Below are 25108 nucleotides of genomic sequence, written 5' to 3'. Positions count from 1 at the left end.
ACATGCAACGTGGAAGCTTTCAATGGATGAAATCAATCAATAAATCGATTATTTTAAATAAAATACGCACGGAAGGATCTATATCACGTGCGCAAATTGCTAAAGAAACACAGTTAACACCACCAACTGTTGGAACGATTGTGAAAGAACTGTTAGAGCAAGGGTTAGTAAAAGAAAGTCAGCTCGGTGTATCACATGGTGGAAGGAAACCAACGATGTTAGTGCTTAATAAGAAAGGTTTTCATATTATCGGTATTGACGTAGGTCCAAGTGATATTCGTTTTATTATTTCAGATCTTTCAGGGGAAATTGTAGATGAAATGGAACAAGAGATAATACAAGAACTACATAAAGACAATTTTTTAAACATGCTGACAACAGGAGTAGAGCAATTAATAACCGATAATTCAACCTTGCAATTTATTGGAATTGGTGTAGCCATGCATGGTGTAGTAGATTCAGAGCAAGGTATTTCGATATTTGCACCTAATTTAAACTTACGTGATATACCTATAAAAAATCATTTAGAAGCAACATTTGATATGGATGTAAAAGTAGAAAATGATGCGAAAGCCTTAGCATTGGGAGAAGCATGGTTTAATAATCAAATGTCGAATAAGAGTATGATTGCGGTTAATGTGGGTCGAGGTATCGGTGCTGGTCTCGTCATTGACGGCAAATTATATAGTGGAGAACATGGTATTGCAGGGGAAATCGGTCATATGACATTGGATTTGCATGGTAAACCATGTACATGCGGGAATAATGGATGCCTACAGACTGTCGCTTCGGGGCCTGCTATTGGAGAAAAAGCTTTAGAATTACTGGAGCAAGGCCGTAATACCAGCTTATCTGGGTATAATGAAACAATAACAGCTGAAGTGGTACATCGAGCGGCAATCAAAGGAGATCCATTAGCCCAAAATGTATTAAAGGAAGCGGGGAATTATTTAGGAATTGCTCTGACAAATTTAATTCATGTCTGTAATCCTAGTACGATTATTATTGGCGGTGGTGTTTCAAAAGCGAATGCCTTTATTCTTGATCCAATAATTGAAACAATCAAAACAAGAACCATCTCGGAACGAGCTCAGGCGACACCAGTATATCTATCTAAGTTAGGAGAATATGGTTCCTCACTTGGGGCAGTAGCACTAATTTTGAGTGAATTATTCGTGCCGATAGTAGAATAAAAAGGTGTATCTAAAACTTTGGGGATTTTTGAGTATCAGTTTATAGTATAATAGCAGGTATAAAGAACTATACATGAAGAAAGTTGTGATAATGTGGCTGAGAAAAAACGATTTACTTTTTCCGTTTCTGAAAACCCTCTACCCTTATATATTGAAAGTATTGGCTATAATCCTTATGAACTGGATTTTAATCGACCGGAAGGATATCCCTATTATCATTGGTTACAAACGATGAAGGGAGAGGGGATCATTGAATTAGCAAATCAATCCTTTTCTATACCACCAGGCAAAGGCATTTTGTTAACGCCATACACACCTCATAAATATTACTCCGATCATGATGCAAATGTCCATTGGGAAACATATTATATTACTTTTACAGGAGCAGCGATAGCCCCGATTTTGAATGCATTAGATATGAACTATTCTGCTTTCTATGAGGAGAATAAAAATATTTCTTTTAACAGACATATGGAGAAAATTATCAGTAAATTGGAAGAATACCAGGATCCGCATCATTTAGCGCATGAAATTTCGGCTGACCTCTATCAATTTTTAATGCACTTGAAAAAATATGGTCAAATGAATAACAAACTGTCTGTCTTGCAATCTTTTGAAAAAATAAGAGGTATTGTTGAATGGTTGGAGCAGGTCTATCCACAAGACATAGGTTTATTGGAAATGTCAGAAAAAGCACAAGTAAGTTCTCAACATTTAAATACGATGTTTCATGATACATTTGGTATTAGCCCCTATTCTTTCCTTGTACAATTGCGTATTCGGGAAGCAAAACGTATTCTAATCACTATACCCGATTTGTCTTTGAAAGAGATTGCCAAACAAGTTGGATTTAATGGTGTCAGTCACTTTGTAACAACATTTAAAAAGCGTGAAGGTATCACACCTTCCACTTATCGGAACCTGCATCAATAATGGTGCGGGTTTTGTTGGAATATGGAAGTGTGTCAATACAATAAAACAGCGAAAGGAAAACTGTAATCATGTCCACACCTTTAAAAGATATGTATAGCTCAGAGTTTTTTGAAAGATTTACTGCTAAGGTAAAATCACATTATCCATTATTTGATAAAACAAGATTTATCGAAACTATCTTCGATGAAAACTGGAAAGGTCTTGAGTTAAAGCAAAGGATGCGGCATATATCAATAGCCATTTTTGAGACTTTTCCACCGTCCTATGAAGAAGCAGTTCAATTGTTAATGAACATGGCACCTCAGTGTCGTGGGTTCGAGTATTTATTTTTTCCTGATTTCGTCGAAAGGTATGGGATAGAATATTGGGATACTTCAATGACTGCACTAGAGGAGTTTACCAAGTATTCTAGTTCCGAATTTGCAGTAAGGCCGTTTATTATTAAAAATCCATCGAAAATGATGGAACAAATGCTAGATTGGTCCAGACATGAAGATGAGCATGTTAGAAGGTTAGCAAGTGAAGGGTGTCGACCGAAACTTCCATGGGCAGCACCTTTGAAAAGATTCCAAAATGATCCGAGTGAGATTATTCCAATATTAGAAGAATTGAAACAAGATCCTTCTAAATATGTACAAAAAAGCGTTGCGAATAACCTGAATGATATCTCCAAAGATCATCCGGCATTAGTGAAGCAAATTGTACATAAATGGAGCGGTAACGATTCCGTCACAGACTGGATTCTGAAACATGGAAGTCGTAGTTTATTAAAAAAAGGAGATGTCGAAGCACTTCGTCTTTTCGGCTACGTGTCAGCTAAGGAGATTACTGTCGAAGATCTAGTATTGTCACAAGAGCAATTTTCGCTTGGTGATACGATGGAATTTAGTTTTCAGATAAGAAATGAATCAACTCAACCCATCAAATTAAGAATTGAATATGCAATCGATTTTGTAAAGGCAAATGGAAAACAAAACAGGAAAATATTTAAACTCTCTGACAAACATTATTCGGATGAAACCGTAAGCATCCTAAGGAAACATGCATGGAAAGATCTATCAACAAGAAAACACTATAGTGGAGTACATACAGTAACGATTGTAGTAAATGGAGAAGAAAAGGCTAGTACAGAGTTTGTATTGCAAACATGAGTTATAAGTAGAAACGTGGACAGTAGATGAATCCCACAGATCCATCTGCTGTCCATTATTGTGTATATATCACGGTGCTAATCGTTCGTAAAACCCTCACTTTATACTTATGACAACCAAGATTAAAATAATATGTGAATAAATAACAGCTAATCTCTAACTTTTAAAGTCCATGTTTCATTATTTGAAAGTAATATAGAATAATTTGATATATAAATCATGATGAAATCGCTTTATAATGAAGTTTGTAGAGATAATTAAGTTAATTTATTAAGGAGGTCATGAATTGTTTAAAAAGAAAACTTTATGGGGTTTGTTATTGATGGTAGGATTCATACTTTTACTTGCAGCATGTGCTCCAGAGCGTGAAGGTGCCGAAGAAGCTACCGGTAATGACGAAGGATCAGACGGAACAGAAGAAGCAGAAGGTACAGAAGAGACAGATAAGCCAGAAGAGCTAGTAGTATGGATTAATGATGAAGATATTGCTGAAGATATTTCAGTAGAACTGTTTGAGAAATATACTGAAGAAACAGGGATTGAAATTTCTTACCGGAGGGTTCCGATGCCTGATCAGGTAGAAGAATTAGCATTAGCTGGTCCTACTGGTGACGGTCCGGATTTATTCTTCCAGCCTCAAGATCGTTTAGGTGATGTTATCGCTCAAGGTTTAGCAATGCCGATCGATTATTCGGAGGAAGAAATGAATGGGTTTACAGACGTTGCAATTGACGCATTTACCTATGATGGAGATGTTTACGGTACTCCAGTAGCAGTAGAAACATATTTCGCTTTTTACAATAAAAGTATTGTTGATAGTGCTCCAGAAACTATTGATGAGGTAATGGAAATGTCCAAAGAAGTAACGGACGCCAGCAATGATAAATATGGCTTTTTAGTATCACCAGAATTTTATTATTTGTACTCATTTATGAATGCTTATGATGGGTATGTATTTGGTGAAGAAGATGGTGTATATGATCCAACTGATATTGGCTTAGATAATGAGGGGTCAATTGAAGGTTTATCCAAATATCAAGAATTTATTAACGAGGGCTTAATTCCAAAGACATTAACAGTAGACGTATTAGATGGTCTGTTTGTTGAAGGTAAGGTTGGTATGGTATTTAGTGGACCTTGGAATATGCCAATTTATAAAGAAGCACTTGGTGATGATGTTGCAACAGCACCACTTCCATCCATGAATGGTGAAATTGCTCCATCCTTTATCGGGGTAAAATCATGGTTAGTGTCCTATTATAGTGATCACCCGAAATGGGCAGAAGATTTAGCTAAATTTATGACGAACGACGAAAATTCTCAAACTTACTTTGATGTAACTGGTGAATTACCACCAAGACCAGAAATTCTCGATGCAGTAGATGATCCACTGTATAAAGGATATACAGAACAAGTGCCAAATGGTACTCCAATGCCTAATATCCCACAAATGGCTCAAGTTTGGGATATGGATATTGCGATTGAACTGATTAATAACGGTGCAGATGTCGAAGAAGCGGTAACAGACACTGTTCAAAATATTAAAGATAATATTGATGTATCTGGTGGTTCATCAGCCGATGAATAAACTACTTAGAGTGGAAAAGTTCAACTTTTCCACTCTCCATTTAGTACTTATTTTAGAAAGAGGTGGTATCTATGCCCCAACATCAAGAACAAAAGCAACTAACCAATAATCAGAAAAAGTTTAATCCAAATGTAGCGATGGTACTCTCCATTTTACTTGCAGGTTTAGGTCAAATCTATAACAAGCGCTATATGAAGGGAATTTCTTTTATTATATTGGAAATTGCCTTTATCCTAGCGACTTTTGATTTTCTTTGGTTAGGGCTTTGGGGAATTATGACGCTAGGAACGATCCCGGGTGTCGATCACTCGATATATTTACTCGTATATGGAATTGTTTCCTTAATTATAATAGCTTTCGCAGTAACCTTGTATGTATTTAATGTACGGGATGCGCACAAGCAAGCAATCTTATTAAACAATGGAAAGCAACCGCCATCGTTTAAACAAGCTATAAGAAATGGGTATGATAAAGCATTTCCGTATATTATGACAGCTCCTGGTTTAGTGTTGTTAATTTTTACAGTTGTTTTTCCACTATTATTTGCGGTTGCCTTAGCGTTTACAAACTATGATCTTTATAATTCTCCACCGCGAAATCTGGTAGAGTGGATCGGATTTAATAATTTTAAAGACTTAGCAACCATTCCAATTTGGCAGGATACGTTTATTAGTGTATTTAGTTGGACGATCATCTGGACTCTTGTTGCTACTTCCTTCCAGATCGTTGTTGGCTTGGTTTTAGCTGTTTTAGTGAATGACAAGCGTGTGAAATTCAAGAAAACTATACGTACGATCCTAATTTTACCATGGGCAGTACCAGGATTTGTTTCAATTTTAATCTTTGCAGCAATGTTTAATGATGAATTTGGTGCGATCAACCGAGATATTATTATACCGTTGATTGGCGGGGACGGGCTGCCGTGGTTAACAGATCCAACCTACACTAAGATTGTATTGATTATGATCCAAACGTGGTTAGGATATCCATTCGTATTCGCACTGTTTTCAGGGGTGCTTCAGAGTGTTTCGTCTGAATGGTATGAAGCAGCCGAAGTAGATGGGGCAACACGTTGGCAGAAATTCAGAAACATTACCTTGCCACACGTACTATTTGCAACGGCGCCATTGTTAATTATTCAATATACGACTAATTTTAATAATTTTAATATTATTTATCTCTTTAATGAAGGTGGACCAGCAGTTCAAGGGCAAAATGCAGGTGGTACAGATATCTTGATTTCATGGGTATATAAATTAACCTTTGATACGAACAATTACAGCATGGCTGCAGCGATATCCTTAATTATTGGTTTAATTGTTTCGATATTTGCCTTCTTCCAATTCAGACGTACAAACTCATTTAAAGAGGAGGGGAACATCTAATGAGTCCAAAATTAAGGTCAGCACTGGAGTTAACAGGAATATATGCTATTTTTGCGTTTATGACAGTTATTATCCTTTACCCGATTGTTTGGGCTATTGGAATGTCATTAAACCCTGGACAAAGTCTTTACTCCTCATCTATTATTCCAGAAAACTGGTCATTAGAGCATTACAAATGGTTGTTTACCGACCCAAGAAGTAATTATGTAACATGGTATAAGAACAGTATGATTGTTTCAGGCTGTGCAGCCTTGTTCTCTGTCATTATCACGTCGGTTGTCGCATTTTCATTTTCCAGATATAAATTCGCTGGGAGAACATCTGCCTTATATACATTCTTAATCTTGCAAATGTTCCCTGTAATGATGGCAATGGTAGCTTTGTATATTTTCTTACACTTGGTAGGATTACTAGATTCGTTAACAGGCCTAATTCTGATTTATGTTGGAAGTCAGATTCCTTTTAACGCTTGGCTTGTTAAAGGGTACTTAGACACGATCCCGAGAGAATTAGATGAAGCGGCTCGTATTGATGGAGCAGGTCACTTTACTGTATTTTGGCGAATTGTGCTGCCACTGGCGAAACCGATTCTTGCCGTTGTTGCATTATTCAACTTTATGACACCACTATTTGATTTTATTTTACCGTCCATTGTATTAAACAGTCCGGAGAATTATACAATTGCATTAGGGTTATTCAACTTTATTAATGATCAATTCTCTAATAACTTTACAAGATTTACAGCTGGTGCCATTTTAATTGCGATACCAGTAGCGGTTGTCTATTTATTTTTACAGCGTTATTTGATATCAGGTTTAACAGCAGGTGGAACGAAAGGATAATGAACAATTTTGGGGGATTTATATATGACACAGAAAGATTTTATAAAGGGTGTCGATTTGTCATTTGTCGATGAAGTTGAGACAGAAGGCGGTCAGTATTATGAAGATGGTAAAGCAGATGATGTGATAAAAATATTACATCGCGCCGGAGTTAATGCTGTTCGTTTACGATTATGGCATACACCCACTGGGGGATATTGTAATTTAGATAGAACGTTAAAGATGGCAAAAAGAATCAAAGCCTACAACATGGATTTTTTGTTAGACTTCCATTATTCCGACTATTGGGCAGATCCGGGTAAACAGACAAAACCGATAGCCTGGGAGAATCTAAGTTTTGACGAGCTTGTTGAAGCAGTATACAGTTATACCAAAGAAGTGATCGAAGCATTTAAATCAGAAGATGTATTACCAGACATGGTTCAGATTGGTAATGAAATCACGAATGGCATGTTGTGGGAAGAAGGCAAGATATATAAAGAAGAGAATATCGGGGAAGTTGAAATTTGGGACGGTATTATTCCGCTTATAAAAGCGGGACTTGATGGTGTGAAAGCTGTGACAACAGAAGCTGATCAAATAAAAACAATGATTCATATTGACCGAGGGGGAGATAATCCAGGCTCGCGCAAATTCTACGATCAAATGGCAATATATCAGCTTGATTATGATGTGATCGGTCTGTCCTATTACCCTTGGTGGCATGGTCCTTACGAGGATTTTGAAGCAAATATGGAAGATGTCGCAACTCGTTATCAGAAAGAAATAATAGTGGTGGAAGTTGCCTATCCGTGGATTGTGCCAGGTGAGATTCCGGAGGTAGATGATGCACCGGATTTCCGGGAACATCTTGTACCGGGATATCCAGCCACGCCCGAGGGTCAAAAAGCTTATTTGGAGAAGTTAATCGAAACAGTGAAGCAAACGCCAGACAATTTTGGTAAAGGAATTTATTATTGGGAGCCTTGTTGGATTCCTTCCAAACAGGAATGGTCAGTCGGCCATGAAAATAACTGGTCTCATTTAACCTTATTTGATTATGAAGGAAACAAATTAACAGGATTGGAAGCCTTTCAAGAAAGTACTAACACAGAGGAAGATAGGTGATAACATGAAATTCGAGCCAGTAAGTGAACAAATACCAAAAATGCTACATGGGGCAGATTATAATCCGGAGCAATGGGAGAAGTATCCGGAAGTTTTAGCAGAAGATATCCGTTTAATGAAGCTTGCGAATTGTAATGTGATGTCAGTCGGCATCTTTTCTTGGGCAAAATTAGAGCCGGAGGAAGGGACATTTACATTTGAGTGGATGGATAAATTGCTTGATACTTTTCATGAAAATGGCATTTATGCTTTTCTGGCAACTCCAAGTGGAGCAAGGCCGGCGTGGATGTCTGAAAAGTATCCGGAAGTATTACGAGTAGGGGCAAACCGTGTACGTAATCTGCACGGTATGCGCCATAATCACTGCTTCACATCGCCTGTATATCGTGAAAAAGTAGAGATTATGAATAGTAAATTAGCTGAACGTTATGCCGATCACCCAGCAGTTATTGGTTGGCATGTGTCTAATGAATATGGTGGTGAGTGCCATTGTGATTACTGCCAAGAAGCATTTCGTGGATGGTTAAAGACAAAATATCAAACATTAGATGCACTAAATGCTGCGTGGTGGACAACGTTTTGGAGTCATACGTATTCGAGCTGGACTCAAGTTGAATCTCCTGCACCACACGGAGAAACAATGGTTCATGGACAAAACCTGGATTGGAAACGTTTTGTCACCGATCAAACATTAGATTTTTATCGTCATGAGGTGAAACCGTTAAAAGCAGTTAAACCAGATATGCCGGCAATAGCAAACTTCATGGAAACGTTTGAAGGATTAAACTATGCGAAATTTTCTGATGACATAGATGTGATTTCATGGGATTCGTATCCGACATGGCATGATCAACAAGATGACTCCTATCTTGCCGCTTATACGGCGATGAATCATGACTGGTTCCGTTCTTTAAAAGATGGTAAGCCATTTTTACTAATGGAAAGTACGCCGAGTTTAACGAATTGGCAGCCAATCAGTAAACTGAAAAAGCCGGGGATGCATGTATTATCATCTCTACAAGCGGTAGCGCATGGCTCTGACTCTGTACAATACTTCCAATGGCGTAAAAGTCGTGGTTCCAGTGAGAAATTTCATGGTGCGGTTGTCGACCATGCAGGGCATGAGCATACACGTGTCTTCCAAGAGGTCACAGAGCTTGGCGAAGGTTTAGCTAAATTAGATGAAGTAGTAGGAACAACGGTTGACGCAGAAGTGGCGATTATTTTTGATACCGAAAATCGCTGGGCAGTAAAAGATGCCCAAGGACCGCGTAATGCTGGTGTTCATTATGAGCGTACAGTTACAGAGCACTATCAGGCATTTTGGGAGCAAGGTATTGCCGTTGATGTTATTGATTCTGAAAAAGACCTTTCCAAATATAAATTAGTGGTTGCGCCGATGCTTTATATGGTGAGACCTGGAGTTGGCGAAAATATTGATAAATTTGTCCGAAATGGCGGGACTTTCGTCACAACATACTGGTCTGGGATTGTTGATGACAATGACCTTTGTTTCCTTGGTGGATTCCCTGGACCACTGCGTAAGACGTTAGGAATCTGGTCAGAAGAAATCGACAGCTTATATGATGGCGAAACAAATCGTATCAAAGTAGTAGGCAATAATGAGTTAGGCTTACGTAGTGAATATGATGCAAAAGAATTGTGTGACCTGATCCATTTAGAAGGTGCACAAGCTTTAGCACAATATGGAAGTGACTTTTATGCGGGCAGACCTGCATTAACAGTTAATCACTATGGTGATGGAAAAGCTTATTATATCGCCTCCAGAAATGATCAGGCGTTCCATCAAGCCTTTTTTGAAAAGTTAGCAGATCAGCTATCATTGAAACGGGCAACAGGTGGTTTATTACCAAAAGACGTCAGTGCACAAGTCCGTACAGATGGCGAAAATGAATTTTTGTTTTTAATGAACTTTTCGAATGAGCCAAAAGATATTAAGCTAATCGGTCAAACCTATCAAGATTTAATAACAGAAAGTGAAGTATCAGAACTTGTTTCATTAACTGGATTCGATGTCAAAGTATTAAAAAAATAAACGTGAAAAAAGGGTATTCCTAGATGAGGAATACCCTTTTTAAGTAATTAAAGAAAGTATAAAATCCTTGGTATAACAGCGTTTTGAAATGTATAGAGTGCTGGGCACAGCTCCGGAAAAATGCTTCGCTTTCCGCGGGCATGGCTTCAGCTAATTTTTTAAAATAAAATGGATCTTCAGCTCATGCATTCTAGCGCCGTGAGTCTTCGCATTTTTCCTACGCTTTAAGGATAGGCTCTACACCTATGGTGACAGCTAATATGTTGGCTTTTTATAGCGATAGAAAATAGGGTTCTACATGATGCAGTAAACGCAAAAATGATGCTATATAATAAGTTGTAGAACATAACAATAGAGCAGGCCGACCGTTTCGACTCCTGGGGAATTAGCGTGTTCTGAAGATCCACTTTGAAAAGCGTTTTTCTTTTCAAAGTTAGCTGAAGAGCATGCCCCCGGAAAGCGAACCGTCAGCCGAAGCGGTTGCCGTAGCAGATGAAAACATTTCATCATTTCTAACTTTTCGGGGTCACCTTACTTTCCCGGTTTTTCTTAAGAAGTAAAAAACATGATTCACTTATGTTGCATTGAATCGGTAAATCACGTCCATAGCTCATTATTAGATAACTGCTTGACGAATAGGGAACTACACGGGTAAAATAAAAGTATTCCACAAAGAAGAATATAATTCCACAATACGGAACGAAGGAAGGGTTAGGTGAAGAAATTATGTCCCAAGTTCAATCAGTAGAACGCACCTTTTCTATATTAGAAATATTATCAAAATATCCAGAGGGTTTGAGCATAGGAAAGTTATCAAAGGATTTAGAACTGGCAAAAAGCACTGTGCATCGTCTTTTAAGCACATTAATGGCAAAAGGCTATGTACAGCAAGACGAGCAAAGTGGTCATTATCGTCTCGGTATCCAATGCCTTGTTTTAGCAGGCTCGTTATTAAATCAATTAGATATCAGAACAGTTGCTAAAGAAGCATTACATACTTTAGCGAAAAGCTCAGGAGAGGTGGTTCATCTTTGCATTCATGACAAAAATGAAGTCGTTTACATTGATAAGGTGGAAAGCGATCAAACATTAAGAATGTATTCCCAAATAGGAAGAAGAGCTTTAATGCATTGTACAGGTGTTGGAAAAGCCTTACTCTCAGGCTTCACACAAGAACAATTAGAGGAGTTGATTGTAGAAAAAGGACTACCTGAATTTACAGAGACCACGATTACAGAGCAAGCCGATCTCGATAATGAATTAAGAACAATTAAAGCAAGAGGATATGCGATTGATGAACAGGAACATGAAAAAGGTATTCGCTGTATTGCAGCACCCATTTATGATCATGACTCTAAAGTTGTTGCTGCTATCAGTATTGCAGGACCTGCTGATCGAGTGACAATGGAAAGGGTTAAAGGCGATTTAGCACAAGCGATGTTAGATCAAAGTAAACATATATCTGCAAAATTAGGTTATATCAACAATTAATGGAAAGGTGTGTTGGAGGATGAAAGTAACCAATATCGAAACATTTGTTGTAGCGCCGAGGTGGTGTTTTGTAAAAGTCGAAACAGACGAAGGTATAACAGGATGGGGAGAGCCTGTTGTGGAGGGAAAAGCAGCCACTGTTGAAACAGCAGTTCATGAGCTGTCTGACTTTTTAATAGGGAAAGACCCTATGAAGATTGAGGATCACTGGAATGTTATGTATCGTGCCGGCTTTTATCGAGGGGGTCCGATCTTAATGAGTGCTATCGCTGGTCTGGATCAAGCACTATGGGATATTAAAGGAAAGTACTTTGATGCACCTGTTTATCAACTGTTAGGTGGGGCTTGTCGCGATTCGATTCGAGTTTATTCCTGGATTGGCGGTGATCGGCCAAGTGATGTTGGAGCAGCTGCTCAAAAAGTAGTAGAGGCCGGTTTTACCGCAGTGAAAATGAATGGAACTGAAGAACTGCAATATGTTGACAGTTATGAAAAAATTGATAACGTTGTCGAACGAATTGCATCTGTACGTGAAGCAGTTGGTGATTATATCGGTATTGGTATTGATTTTCATGGAAGGGTTCACAAACCAATGGCTAAAATACTGGCAAAGGAATTGGAACCATTTCGTCCGATGTTTATCGAAGAACCGGTTTTACCTGAAAACAATGAAGCATTAGCGGAAATAACGAAGCATACATGTATTCCGATTGCGACTGGTGAGCGGATGTATTCTCGTTGGGATTTTAAGCCGTTATTCGAATCTGGCCATGCGGACATTATTCAACCAGACATATCACATGCAGGTGGGATTACCGAAGTGAAAAAGATAGCTTCGATGGCAGAAGCGTATGATGTCGCTGTTGCCCCACATTGTCCACTAGGACCGATTGCTTTAGCTGCTTGTTTACAAATGGATGCAACCGCTCACAACGCATTTATTCAAGAGCAAAGTTTAGGGATTCATTATAATAAAGGAAATGACTTATTAGATTACATTACAGATAAATCAGTATTCGCATATGAGGATGGTCATGTCAAAATTCCTCAGGGTGCAGGTTTAGGTATAGAGATCAACGAAGAGAAAGTAAAAGAAATGGCAAAAGAAGGACACAGATGGAGAAATCCTGTTTGGCGTCATCAGGATGGAACCGTTGCAGAATGGTAAGGAGGATTCCGATGGATGTCGTAACAATTGGGGAAACAATGGCATTATTGACACCTGAAACTACAGGAAAGATGAGATATGCATCTCATTTTTCGAGAAAGTTTGCTGGTGCAGAGACAAATGTGGCAATTGGTGTTACAAGACTCGGTTTTCAGGCTGGATGGATCAGTCGAGTTGGTGAAGACGAATTAGGGAAGGCTATGAGCTCTTTTGTTCGTGGTGAAGGAGTAGATACTTCTCAAGTGAAAACAGATTCGCAAGCACAGACAGGGCTTTATTTCAAAGAATTGCGCAGGGAGCAAGACGTACGTGTCTATTACTACCGAGCGGGTTCTGCCGCTAGTAAGCTAGGGCCGGAGGATATGGAGGAAGACTATATTGCAAGCGCCAAATATCTGCATATAACCGGTATTACACCTGCTCTAAGCGAAACCTGCTACCAGGCAGTCAGACAAGCGATCGAATATGCCAAGAAACATAAGGTAACAATTATCTTTGATCCAAATATTCGTGAAAAATTATGGGAATCTAAAGAAAAGGCAAAACAAGTGTTATTGGAAATTGCGGCAGAAGCAGATATCGTTTTGCCTGGAGTAAGTGAAGCGAAGTATTTATTTGGTGAGCATGACCTTGAGCGTTATGCCAGTCTTTTTATCGAAAATGGTGCGGAAGTCGTCATACTGAAAGAAGGCAGTAAAGGGGCATCCTATTTCACAAAAGAGGAACATGGATTTGTACCTAGCTATCAGATCGATCGAGTTGTTGATCCCATTGGTGCAGGAGATGGATTTGCTGCAGGGGTGATATCAGGGTTATTAGAAAATCTCTCTCTTGAAAAAACAATTGCAAGAGCTAATGCAATAGGTGCTATGGTTACCATGGTAAATGGTGATGTGGAAGGATTACCAGAAATGGAAGAGATGGAACGATTTGTTCAGGATACAAAAGAAGATGTTAGCAGGTAATACGAAAGGAGTTCACATTCTATGGAGATATTGCAAAACATTTATCAGCATAAATTAGTAGCGATTATTCGCGGTGTACCGACAGAACATATCCTTAATGTGGCAGATGCACTTCATCAAGGAGGAATCAGAACATTAGAGATTACGATGGATACGCCTAACGTGTTGGGAGCAATAGAGCAGGTAAGGAAAGAATTTGATGGAGAATTGATAGTTGGTGCTGGCACCGTATTAGATGCAGAAACAGCTCGGGCGGCAATTATGGCCGGTTCGCAATTTATCTTTTCTCCAACCGTTGATGTTAACACGATTAAGCTAACCAAAAGGTATGGCGTTGTTAGCATTCCAGGAGCGATGACCCCGACAGAAATAGTAACAGCCTATGAAACTGGTGGTGATCTTATCAAAATCTTTCCTGCTACTAGATTGGGACCGACTTATATCAAGGATATTAAAGGCCCTTTACCACATATTCCATTAATGCCAACAGGTGGAGTAAATCTCGATAATATATCCGAATATTTTCAGGTAGGAGCCGTGGCAGCAGGACTGGGCAGTTCTTTAGTCAAGAAACAGCAGAACTACTCTAAAGAGGATTTACAAGCGTTAAAACAAAGAGCAGAACAATTTGTAGCGAAAGTTAGATGAATGGAGTGAGCAAGATGACAAAAGATTGGGAAACACTGTCTGTATTACAGCGAAACCGGGAAAGCGCCCGGTCATCCTATATTCCTTTTACTAATCCAGAAGCAGCATGGACTAATCAAAGAACCCATTCCGATCGCGTTCAGTTGTTGAATGGTACATGGAAATTCACTTATTTTGACACTCCCCAACAAGTGCCGGATGATATTTGCGAAGGGGATGTCAGTGATTGGGATGAATTGATTGTACCATCTAACTGGCAAATGAACGGTTACGGGATTCCGCATTATACAAACAAGCAATATCCATTCCCGATTGATCCACCGAAAATCCCGACGGAAAATCCAACAGGTATTTACCGTCGAAATTTTTATATTAATCCATCTTGGGACAAGCAGCATATATTTCTCCGCTTTGAAGGCGTAGACAGTGCTTTTCACCTTTTCATCAATGGCAAGGAAGTAGGATACAGCCAAGGGAGTCGTATTCCTGCAGAGTTTAATGTGACTGATTACGTGCAATCTGGAGAGAATTCGATTGCTGTGAAAGTATATCAATGGTCAGATGCCAGCTACATTGAGGATCAGGATATGTGGTGGCTCAGTGGAATTTTCCGTGATGTTTATATACTGGCACGTTCACCCTATCATGTACAGGATTTTTTTATTCAAACGGAGTTGGATGAAGATTATCGCAATGCAACCTTAAAACTAGAAACCGTTCTAAATGAACAGCCGGCAGAAAACTACAACATAGAATTTCAGTTATTTGATCGAAATCGGTCATTGGTTGAGAAGGCAGAGGCTACTATCGATCAACAGAAAAGCGAGAAAATAGTAGAAATAGAAGCTCCATTGAAATGGAGTGCAGAAAATCCATCCTTATATCAATTGTTAATTATATTAAAAAAAGAGGATCAAATCATAGAAGTGATTCCGGTAAAAGTCGGTTTTCGCTCGATAGAATTAAAAAAAGGTTTACTGCTGGTTAACGGAAAAGCGATCAAATTAAAAGGGGTGAACCGTCATGATCATCACCCAGATTTCGGCAAAGCAGTCCCGTTTGACTGGATGGTCGAAGATATAAAAATGATGAAACGGCATAATATCAATGCCGTGAGGACGGCCCATTATCCAAATGATCCACGTTTTTACGCCTTGTGTGATGAGTATGGATTGTACGTCATAGATGAAGCAGATCTGGAGTGTCACGGTTTTGAATATATTGGCAATCCTCATTTGATAAGTGATGATCCAGAATGGCAGGAAGCCTATCTTGACCGAATGATTCGGATGGTTGAACGGGATAAAAATCATCCATCAATTATCATGTGGTCATTAGGAAATGAATCAGGCTACGGTCAAAATCATGATGCAATGTATCAGTGGACAAAGATGCGCGATCCGTCACGTCTTGTTCATTATGAGGGTGAATGTCGTACCATTATGAATGGCAGTAATATGGATCCAGAAAAAGACCCGATATCTTCTGACGTTTTTACAACGATGTATACAGATATTAAAGTTTTAGAACAGTTAGGAAAGAAAGATTTTCTGCAAACACCTCATATTCTTTGTGAGTACGCCCATGCGATGGGGAATAGCCCTGGTGCCTTAAAAGAATACTGGGAAACATTTTACCGTTATCCAAGACTGCAGGGCGCTTTTGTATGGGAATGGATGGATCACGGCATTCGTAACACGACAGAGGATGGGGAAGAATATTTTGCCTATGGCGGAGATTTTGGCGATGAGCCGAATGATTCCAATTTTGTGATGGATGGTTTAGTCATGTCTGACCATACACCATCCCCAGCATTAATCGAATATAAAAAAGTATTAGAGCCGGTGAAGATAGGGTCTGTTGATTGGGATGCGAAGACAATTCGCGTAACAAATCGCTATGATTTCATCGACTTAGATCATCTTCAATTAGTATGGACAGTTGAAGCGGATGGCAAAATAGCAGAAAGTGGATCGGAAGCTCTTTCTGGGATTAAGCCTGAAGAAACGAAGGAAATTCCTATCGATTTTTCTGAACCTGAAAATGTACTTGCAAATACAGATTATAGTCTCCATGTAAAAGCAGTATTAGCAAAGGATATCGAATGGGGGCATGTTGGTTATGAAGTTGCATTTTCACAATTTGAGATGCCTGTGAAAGCAATACAACCAGCAGTGGAACGACTGCAATCAGGTACATTGGTTATAAATGATCACCGGAATCAGTTAGATGTACGGGGAAATGATTTCGTTCTTTCTTTTAGCAAAATTACCGGACTTATGGAGCAATGGAGCTTTCTTGGTGAAAAAGTCATTGAAAGTACACCGAAATTAAATTTTTGGCGTGCACTGATTGATAATGATATGTACGAAACAAAACAATGGAAACCAGTAAGCAATAAAATATACTGGAAAAAATATGGTTTGCACTGGTTACAGCACCGACTTGACGATTTTAACTTTCAGGTTTCTGATGATAAAAAACAAGTACAGGTCATAGCAAAAGTAAGAATGGCACCACCTAAATTAGCGTGGGCTATCTTAACAACCTATACTTATGATGTCTATGCCTCTGGAGATGTACAGGTTACGGTTAATGGTCAATTAGATGGGGAGGCACCGGATACATTCCCACGTATTGGCTTGCAAATGAAAGTACCAGACGCACTCGATCATCTAAAGTGGAATGGCAGAGGACCTGGTGAAGCTTATGTCGATAGTAAAGAGGCTAATCGGTTTGGAGTCTGGCAAGGCAAAGTCGATCAGCTATTTACAAATTATTCTGTACCACAAGAAAATGGTAATCGCCATCAGGTGAAATGGATGTCCCTTTACAAAGAATCAGGTGCAGGACTTCTAGTAACAGGGAAGCCAACCTTTGATTTTAGTGTCCATCGTTATGATATGGAAAATATCGATCAGGCAAGACATACACATGAATTGATCAAGCAGGATAGTCTCACCCTAAATCTTGACTATAAACAGCATGGCTTAGGTTCTGCAAGCTGTGGTCCAGATGTTTTAGAGAAATATGAATTACGTGCACAGGACTTTGCATTTGCAGTTCGACTTGTTCCTTTTTCATCTAATGAGGATCCGTTACATGTAGCCAAAACTACATTGCGTAAGAGATTATAATTTTTCTGGACACTTTCAGTGGTTATTTGGATACTTTTATGTATTTACTGGTAATTAAAGAAAGTATAAAATCCTTGGTATAACAGCGTTTTGTCTTATAGAAGCGACATAAATAAAGAGTGTTTTGAAATGTATAGAATGCTGGGCACAGCTCCAGAAAGCGAAACGGTCAGCCGAAGCGGTTGCCGTAGCAGATAAAAACATTTCATCATTTCTAACTTGGTTAGAGTACATTATCCTGGTTTATAAATCTTACGTTTTTTAGAATAATCTGGACACTTACACAAAAACCCGCTTCTAGATCTAATGATCTCGAAGCGGGTTCATTTATTTCACTTTTACAAGCCACATTTAAGCTGTGCACCACAATTAGTACAAGTATTACATCCACCAATATCTTCGACGCTACCTTTACGGCAGACAGGGCATGTTTCGCCAACTTCAGAGCCGATCGACATGTCTGTTTTATCTAATTCGTTTACTGTATCCACGATAACTACTTTCTTTTCTTCATCTTCAAATAGTTCTGTTTGTTCTGAAAAGGTATTTTCCTCTGCTTTTAGTGTTAAGACTTGGGAATCACGGCTTCCATCCACATAAACCGTACCACCTTTTGCACCACCGCGGTATAAGCGACGATAAACTTGCTCCACTTGTTCGACTTTATATCCTTTTGGTGCATTTACAGTCTTGGAAATAGAGCTGTCTACCCAGCGCTGAATCACGCATTGTGTATCTGCGTGTGCCTCTGGTGGTAAACTCATAGCTGTTACAAACCATTTAGGTAAATGATCTGGATCTTGTTCTGGATTGTTGTCTAAATATTCTCGAACAATATCTGCTTTTACTTCGATAAATTTACCTAATCTTCCGCTTCGATAGTAGGTGAAAGAGAAGTAAGGTTCAAGTCCGGTAGAAACACCAACCATGGTACCAGTTGAACCTGTTGGCGCAACGGTTAATAAGTGTGAGTTACGAATACCGTACTTTAAAACCCCTTCTCGAATATCTTCTGGCATACCTTGCATATAACCAGTAGAGATAAAGTTTTCACGTAAGCTTCGTGTTTCCTCTTCTGTCTCACCAACTAAGAATGGGAAGCTACCTTTTTCTTTTGCTAATTCAATGGAAGTACGATAAGCGGTTGTCGCAATTGTTTCGAATACCTTATCTACTAATTCATCACCTTCTTTTGAGCCATACTCTGATTCACAATAAATCAGTAAGTCATGAAGCCCCATGACACCTAAACCGACACGACGCTCGCCTAGTGCTTGTACACGATTTTCTTCAAGGAAGTAAGGTGTTGAATCAATAACGTTATCTTGCATGCGCACGCCGATTTCAACCGTTTGTTTTAATTTATCAAAGTCTGGTGCTTTCTTTTCTTTGTCCGCTACATTCGCTAAGTTAACGGCAGCTAAATTGCAGACAGAAAACGGAGCGAGTGGTTGTTCCCCACATGGATTTGTTGCTACTACTTTTTGTCCATACGCAGTTGCGTTTGTTTGCTTATTGGCATTATCAATAAAGAAAATACCAGGTTCAGCAGAGTAAGTGGCACAAACATTAATTAAGTCCCATAATTCTTTTGCTTTGATGCGCTTATAAACTTTCACACCAAACCCTAATTTTTCCCACTCTCTAACATCGCCGACTTCATGCCAATGCTTGTTATAGTATTCCATTTCTTCTGCCGTATAATTTTCTACATCAGGGAAGCGTAAGTCGTATTCAAGGTCTTGCTCAACAGCCTCCATAAATTCATCGGTAATACAAACAGAAATATTCGCACCTGTTAAAAAGTCACGGTTGTGAACAGAATAGGATCCACCATTGTGTAATTCTGCTTCTGCTTTTTCAATATTGGCATCGGAGAATCCACCTTGACCTGGCATGTTTTTAAAATTGACAATACCTTGGTATAGTTGTACCTCTTCAGCAGAAAGTGGTGTGAAATTTAATTTATCACTTGCCAATTGCTGAATGATTTCGTCTTCGGTATTTTCAATTAAATAACGTAATATTCTTGGATTTTGCATCTTCGAGATGATAAATTCAATCACATCAGGGTGCCAATCGTTTAACATAATCATTTGAGCCATATAAAATGTTGCGTTGATTCGTTACATCAACTCTCTAAGTCACCTTAGAGTTCAGACCATATCTTGTATCTTTAGATACCCTCGCGCTTCGGAAGTACTTACTTCCTACTCTACTCCCTTCCACGAAAAACGTGTGGTTTCGATGGTCGTTGAACCTTCTCCATTTTACAGGAGCTTGGCTGCTGATTGTCTTTTTTGACTTGTTATTTTTGAGCATTCACGTTTACCGTTTCCGGTTACGTTGTAGCCAACAAGTTTTGTATAATGCTTTTCACATAATCAAAGTTGTTTATTATGAGATATTTTATATTCACACAGTTTACAACTCTGATTATTTTTAGCATCATACATTTTCATGATAATCTCCCTTGTTATAAGTTAAGGTCTCAATTACCATTTATAACTTAAAGAGTTCCCAGCAATTCACGAGGTTTTTTTATAGACGAGGCACTCAAATTTACCACGTCTTGATCCGCCTTGCTCAACAAGGTGTGTCAATTTGGCGATATCGTCCAGCCAAGAGACAGAGCCGGATGATTTACCATTTACACCTCTAGCTAACGCATTTCGAGGACGAAGTGTTGATCCGTTGGTACCAACACCGCCACCACGAGACATGATCTCCATTACTTGCTTACGATGATCACTGATACCTTCTCGGGAATCTCTTACAAAAGGCATTACATAGCAATTGAAATACGTTACATCTGTATGCGATCCTGCTCCGTATAGGACACGTCCTGCTGGAACAAAGTTTAAGCTAGACAGTTCCTGATAGAAATGTTCGAATGATTGATCTTGTTTTTCTTTGGTTGTTTCTACTTCTGCAAGACCTGTTGCATTACGTTTTGCAATTTGTTCGTAATAGACTTCTAACGGTTTATCTATAATGCTTAAAGAACGTTCAATCACACCAGTTTCACGCTCTGCATCTTTTTCTAACACATGAACATAATCTTTATCTATTTGAATACGGGCTTTGCGGTTTGTTTCATTAATTTCTAAAATAGTACCAGTACCTCTTGCAGGGAATTTAGGGTCTTCTTTAATAGTTAAGACGACAAAGTCTCCTATTTTTAAAGTCTTTTTTTCTGTATCTTTGAATGCATATCGGTCCAGCATAACAAGTCGTGATACACCCTTATGTGTTGTATGCATGTCAGGTGTAATCGGGTGAACTTGTGGAAATGTTTTAATATCCTCGTTCAGCTGTTCCACATTGATTGCCAATGACTGGTCTTTCGTTGATTGCATTGGGTGATAGCCTCCTTTATCTATATATGTGAAAAATGATAACTAAATTAAATCTATTATATCGTATCAGAATCGATACGTTTTCTCAATATATAGTGTTTTTTAACAATTCACATTACTATATATTGAAAAAGGCGTAAAAAAGACACTCTCTAGGTAAAAGAGTGTCTTTTTCCTTATTCTATTATATCAAAAATGAAAGTAGTTTTGGCAAAATATTTTTCATCCTTATCTAACCAGATGGATGGAAACCCTTCATGATGTATTGATGCAGGTGAACCTTGTGTTTCAAGACATAGGCCCAAATATCTTACCGATTCACGTTCACGTAATGTTAATCCTTCAGGCAGATTATTAGATGTATACATAACAACACCAGGTTGGTCGGTAATGACCGTTAACCGGCGACCGCTTTCTTTCTCTCGAACAACAGCACTTTCCTGTTTGGAGTGGTCAAAGATAAAATAATGATCATAGCCATGATTCGCCACAAGATTTTGCTTAAAGTCGGATGTAATACCATCCTTCATCAAACGGCCATTACGGAAATCATAAACTGTATCATTTACATCTAGAATGTTGCCAGTTGGAATTAACTCTTCATCCAATTCAACGAATTTACTGCTGTCTAAAGTAATTTCATGATCTGTAATATCTGATTGCAAATTACCGCTAAGGTTAAAATAAGAATGGTTGGTACTTGTTAAAACGGTTTTTTGATCGGACATCCCCTCATAGGTAATGGTAAAAGCATTATCATTATTCAAGGTGTACGTTACAGTCATGTTTAGTTTTCCAGGATAACCATTCTCACCATCTTCACTTTGTAATGTCAATGTTAATCCTGCTTCCTCATTATTTTCAAAAGGAACAACCTTCCAGATCGAATTATGAAAACCTGGTGAACCACCGTGTAAATGGTGTGTTCCTTCATTTTTTGGCAATGTATAGGTCTTGTCATCGACTTCAAACTGTGCATTTTCAATTCGCCCAGCCACACGGCCGACCAAGGCACCGAAAAAGCCTGGATTTTCAAGATAACTTTCATAGTTTTTAAACCCAACGACGACATTTTCCAGCTTTCCATCACGATCTGGTGCAAGAATCTTTGTAATGATACCACCAAAATCAAGAATGGAAATAGCCATGCCATTATCATTGAGTAAAGTAAACTCTTTCCATTGCTGGTCTTTCACTTTGACTACATCTGTTTTTACTTCCATAACCCGTATCCTCCTACTTATCCTACATTTAAGTGTGACAAAAATCGTTTTAATGCATCTCTTCCGATCTGATCTGTTTTATAGACACCAGCATCTTCCAAGACACGAGCGAATTTTTGTCCTAATGCATCTTCTACTATTTTGTTTACGTTGTCTTGTGTAATATTGGAATGTTTATCTTTAATAGATTGTACCCAATCCTGATGATAATCTGCAACCGTTACCTGTTCATTAAGAAGATGATTTTTGATTGATTCCAGTTCATCTTTTAAGCGGGGAGGAAGTACTGCAAGCCCCATTACTTCGATTAGCCCAATGTTTTCTTTCTTGATATGGTGTACATCCTCGTGTGGATGGAAGAGACCCATTGGATGTTCTTCTGTCGTACGATTGTTACGTAATACAAGGTCGATTTCGAATAATTCCCCCCGTCTGCGAGCGATTGGTGTGATGGTATTATGTGGCGTGTCATCTGTATATGCAAGGATATCTGCATCAGGATCACTGTATTCTCGCCATTTTTGTAAAATGTAATCAGAAGCATCTACCAGTTTGTTACGATCAGCATGACGGAGGCGAATGACCGATAAAGGCCATTTGACCACAACTGCTTCAACATCTGAAAAAGCATTCAGTGTAAAGCTGAATTCTTCTTCAGCATTTGTCATGGCAAATGTGTAATGACCGCCCTGATAATGGTCGTGTGATAAAATACTTCCTCCGACAATCGGTAAATCAGCATTTGAACCAATGAAATAATGCGGGAACTTTTCTACAAATGCCGTGAGGCGAGAAAATAAATCCCGGTTAATTTTCATTGGGCGGTGTTCTTTTGCGAACAGAATACTATGCTCATTGTAATAGACATACGGAGAATATTGTAAAAACCAATCTTCTCCTTCTAATGGAACCTCAATGATCCGGTGATTGGAGCGAGCAGGATGACCGATACGTCCTACATAGCCTTCATTTTCTGCACATAATAAACACTTCGGATATGCGACATCCTTTTTCATTTCTTTTTCGCGCTTAATTTGTTCCGGATCCTTTTCAGGTTTTGACAGGTTTATTGTAATATCTAAATCTCCATAGTCTGATGATGATTTGAAATGAATATTATGAGCAATTCGTTTGGTTTGAATATAATTGCTATCTTTACTCAATTGATAGAAATAGTCCGTCGCTTTTTCTGGTGACTCTTGGTATTTTAGATAAAAAATTTGGTTTACTTCCGAAGGCTTTGACATAAAAACATCCATTATTTTGGCTGTTAATTGTTCTCGTTCATCCAATAAGCCTTCGATTAACCCTTTTTTTACGGCTTGGTCCGCTAATTCTTCTAGCATATCCGGAATATCTAGGTTAAGCAGTTCAGCGTCTTCCTGATAGTTTGCTTCATTGAGAAGTCCTAACACCTGGTTCCGTGTATAAATTCGGTCTCTAGTTTGGATCAAATCTTTCTCAATGGCTTTATTGACTAATGCGTTAACTAAGCTTGAGATGTTGGACATGATTAATCCTCCTTGTAGCCTGTTGGGTTCGCTTGATGCCAATTCCACGCGTCGGTTATGATGCGATCAATATCTGTTCTTGTTGGGTTCCAGCCAAGAATACGTTTGGCTTTATCTGATGCGGCAATTAACGTACTAGGATCGCCAGCTCTTCTCGGTGCAACTTCTGCCGGAATCGGATGATCTGTTACTTTTCGTGATGCATCAATGATCTCTTTTACAGAGAAGCCTTGACTGCTTCCAAGGTTAAAGACATTACTATCTCCACCTTCTTTTAAATATTTAAGTGCCAATATGTGAGCATCTATTAAATCTTCGACATGAATGTAGTCGCGAATACATGTACCATCCGGTGTATCGTAGTCCTCACCGAAGATAGAAATGTGATCTCTTTGGTCTAATGCTACTTGTAAGACAATGGGGATCAAGTGTGTTTCAGGGCGGTGGTCTTCACCAATTTCTCCTGTACTGCGAGCGCCGGCAACATTAAAGTAACGAAGTGATACAAAACGGATATCGTGTGCTGCTTGGGTCCATTTCATCATTTTTTCCATCGTTAATTTTGTTTCTCCATACGTATTTGTAGGGTTTGTTACCATTGTTTCTGTAATTGGAACTTGCTCAGGTTCCCCGTATGTTGCGGCGGTGGAAGAGAAGACAATATGTTTGATATCGAATTCTGTCATTGCCTGTAGTAATACCTGGGTACCGTAAACATTGTTATCGAAATATTTTAGTGGATCCTCCATAGATTCTCCTACTAAAGAGTTCGCTGAAAAATGGAGTGCTCCATCGATTTTTTCGTGTGTAAATACTTCACGCAAGAATTCAATATCACGAATATCACCATTATAAAAAGTAGCGTCAGGATGAACCGCTCCACTGTGGCCTGTTAACAAGTTATCAATCACCACTACCTCATACCCTTGATCAATTAATTGATATACGGCGTGCGAACCAATATATCCTGCTCCACCTAAAACTAACACACGCATTTGTCATCATCCTTTCTAATTTTAAAATAGTAACCATTCACCAAAAACATAAACTATGAAATTATACTTTTTAGACTTGCTTTCATCCATTCTTTTATTGATGAGTGCTTGATCGTCACTGCGGAAAAATACCCCCTTTCACCCAAGGGTACAAGTGCAACATCTACTCAAACAAAAATCGCTTTCTTAGTGTTTTCTATGCCGGGGCTCAGGCTTTGAGCTAACTTGGTAAAGAAAAAGCACTTTACAAGTGTATCTTCATCGCTTAAGTTCCTTCAGGAGTGTCGCATTTTTCCGCAGTTCAGAATAGTGTTCTGATAAAGTGACAGGAAATAAAAAGAATACATATCCATGGG

At 38.8% G+C, this 25108-nt stretch carries 16 protein-coding genes and 2 pseudogenes; 13 read left to right on the top strand and 5 right to left on the bottom strand.

From position 1 onward, the window contains the following. The first annotated feature begins 2 nt into the window (after window positions 1-2). The 13 genes from BM121_RS16240 to lacZ all read left to right on the top strand — a co-directional run bounded on the left by BM121_RS16240 (window position 3) and on the right by lacZ (window position 17664). Complete coding sequence (locus BM121_RS16240) at window positions 3-1193, top strand: ROK family transcriptional regulator (protein WP_091484706.1); 1191 nt, start codon at window positions 3-5, stop codon at window positions 1191-1193. Window positions 1194-1286: 93 nt separating this feature from the next. After that, complete coding sequence (locus BM121_RS16235) at window positions 1287-2126, top strand: helix-turn-helix domain-containing protein (protein WP_091484705.1); 840 nt, start codon at window positions 1287-1289, stop codon at window positions 2124-2126. Window positions 2127-2194: 68 nt separating this feature from the next. Further along, on the top strand, window positions 2195-3277 hold the full coding sequence (locus BM121_RS16230; RefSeq protein WP_091484704.1) for a DNA alkylation repair protein: 1083 nt from the start codon (window positions 2195-2197) through the stop codon (window positions 3275-3277). 286 nt (window positions 3278-3563) lie between these two features. Next, the gene (locus BM121_RS16225) at window positions 3564-4865 is read left to right on the top strand and encodes a sugar ABC transporter substrate-binding protein (RefSeq protein ID WP_091484703.1); all 1302 of its coding nucleotides are present in this window, start codon (window positions 3564-3566) and stop codon (window positions 4863-4865) included. Between the two features lie 71 nt (window positions 4866-4936). Next, the gene (locus BM121_RS16220) at window positions 4937-6250 is read left to right on the top strand and encodes a carbohydrate ABC transporter permease (RefSeq protein ID WP_091484702.1); all 1314 of its coding nucleotides are present in this window, start codon (window positions 4937-4939) and stop codon (window positions 6248-6250) included. Further along, window positions 6250-7092: a sugar ABC transporter permease gene (locus tag BM121_RS16215; protein WP_091484701.1), complete on the top strand. Its 843-nt coding sequence runs from the start codon at window positions 6250-6252 to the stop codon at window positions 7090-7092. The genes BM121_RS16220 and BM121_RS16215 overlap by 1 nt, the downstream gene beginning before the upstream one ends. Window positions 7093-7116: 24 nt before the next feature. Continuing rightward, a complete protein-coding gene (locus BM121_RS16210; protein WP_091484700.1) occupies window positions 7117-8199 on the top strand; it encodes a glycoside hydrolase family 53 protein in 1083 nt (360 codons plus the stop codon). 4 nt (window positions 8200-8203) lie between these two features. Continuing rightward, complete coding sequence (locus BM121_RS16205) at window positions 8204-10255, top strand: beta-galactosidase (RefSeq protein ID WP_091484699.1); 2052 nt, start codon at window positions 8204-8206, stop codon at window positions 10253-10255. Between the two features lie 726 nt (window positions 10256-10981). Next, window positions 10982-11746: an IclR family transcriptional regulator gene (locus tag BM121_RS16200; protein ID WP_091484698.1), complete on the top strand. Its 765-nt coding sequence runs from the start codon at window positions 10982-10984 to the stop codon at window positions 11744-11746. 19 nt (window positions 11747-11765) lie between these two features. After that, window positions 11766-12914 carry a galactonate dehydratase gene (gene dgoD, locus BM121_RS16195; RefSeq protein ID WP_091484697.1) on the top strand — a complete coding sequence of 383 codons (1149 nt, stop codon included), beginning with the start codon at window positions 11766-11768 and terminating at the stop codon, window positions 12912-12914. An 11-nt stretch (window positions 12915-12925) separates the two neighbouring features. Further along, the gene (locus BM121_RS16190) at window positions 12926-13879 is read left to right on the top strand and encodes a sugar kinase (protein WP_091484696.1); all 954 of its coding nucleotides are present in this window, start codon (window positions 12926-12928) and stop codon (window positions 13877-13879) included. A 21-nt stretch (window positions 13880-13900) separates the two neighbouring features. Further along, window positions 13901-14527, top strand: coding sequence for a bifunctional 4-hydroxy-2-oxoglutarate aldolase/2-dehydro-3-deoxy-phosphogluconate aldolase (locus BM121_RS16185; RefSeq protein WP_091484695.1), 627 nt, complete (start codon window positions 13901-13903; stop codon window positions 14525-14527). A 14-nt stretch (window positions 14528-14541) separates the two neighbouring features. Continuing rightward, the gene (gene lacZ / locus BM121_RS16180) at window positions 14542-17664 is read left to right on the top strand and encodes a beta-galactosidase, LacZ type (protein WP_091484694.1); all 3123 of its coding nucleotides are present in this window, start codon (window positions 14542-14544) and stop codon (window positions 17662-17664) included. Between the two features lie 338 nt (window positions 17665-18002). On the opposite strand, the pseudogene BM121_RS16175 reads toward lacZ, so the two are convergent. The 5 genes and pseudogenes from BM121_RS16175 to galE all read right to left on the bottom strand — a co-directional run. Beyond that, a pseudogene (locus BM121_RS16175) lies at window positions 18003-19766 on the bottom strand (vitamin B12-dependent ribonucleotide reductase); the annotation flags it as partial. Window positions 19767-20228: 462 nt separating this feature from the next. After that, window positions 20229-21023, bottom strand: a pseudogene (locus tag BM121_RS16170) (ribonucleotide reductase N-terminal alpha domain-containing protein); the annotation flags it as partial. A gap of 176 nt (window positions 21024-21199) precedes the next feature. Next, window positions 21200-22246: an aldose epimerase family protein gene (locus BM121_RS16165; protein WP_091484691.1), complete on the bottom strand. Its 1047-nt coding sequence runs from the start codon at window positions 22244-22246 to the stop codon at window positions 21200-21202. Window positions 22247-22263: 17 nt separating this feature from the next. Further along, on the bottom strand, window positions 22264-23757 hold the full coding sequence (gene galT / locus BM121_RS16160; protein ID WP_091484690.1) for a UDP-glucose--hexose-1-phosphate uridylyltransferase: 1494 nt from the start codon (window positions 23755-23757) through the stop codon (window positions 22264-22266). A gap of 2 nt (window positions 23758-23759) precedes the next feature. After that, window positions 23760-24752, bottom strand: coding sequence for a UDP-glucose 4-epimerase GalE (gene galE / locus BM121_RS16155; RefSeq protein ID WP_091484689.1), 993 nt, complete (start codon window positions 24750-24752; stop codon window positions 23760-23762). Window positions 24753-25108 lie beyond the last annotated feature (356 nt).

It is taken from the genome of Gracilibacillus orientalis, assembly GCF_900114645.1.
Lineage (GTDB): Bacteria > Bacillota > Bacilli > Bacillales > Amphibacillaceae > Gracilibacillus > Gracilibacillus orientalis.
Note: the sequence above shows the minus strand (reverse complement) of the source record. Positions and strands in the feature narration are given on the sequence as shown.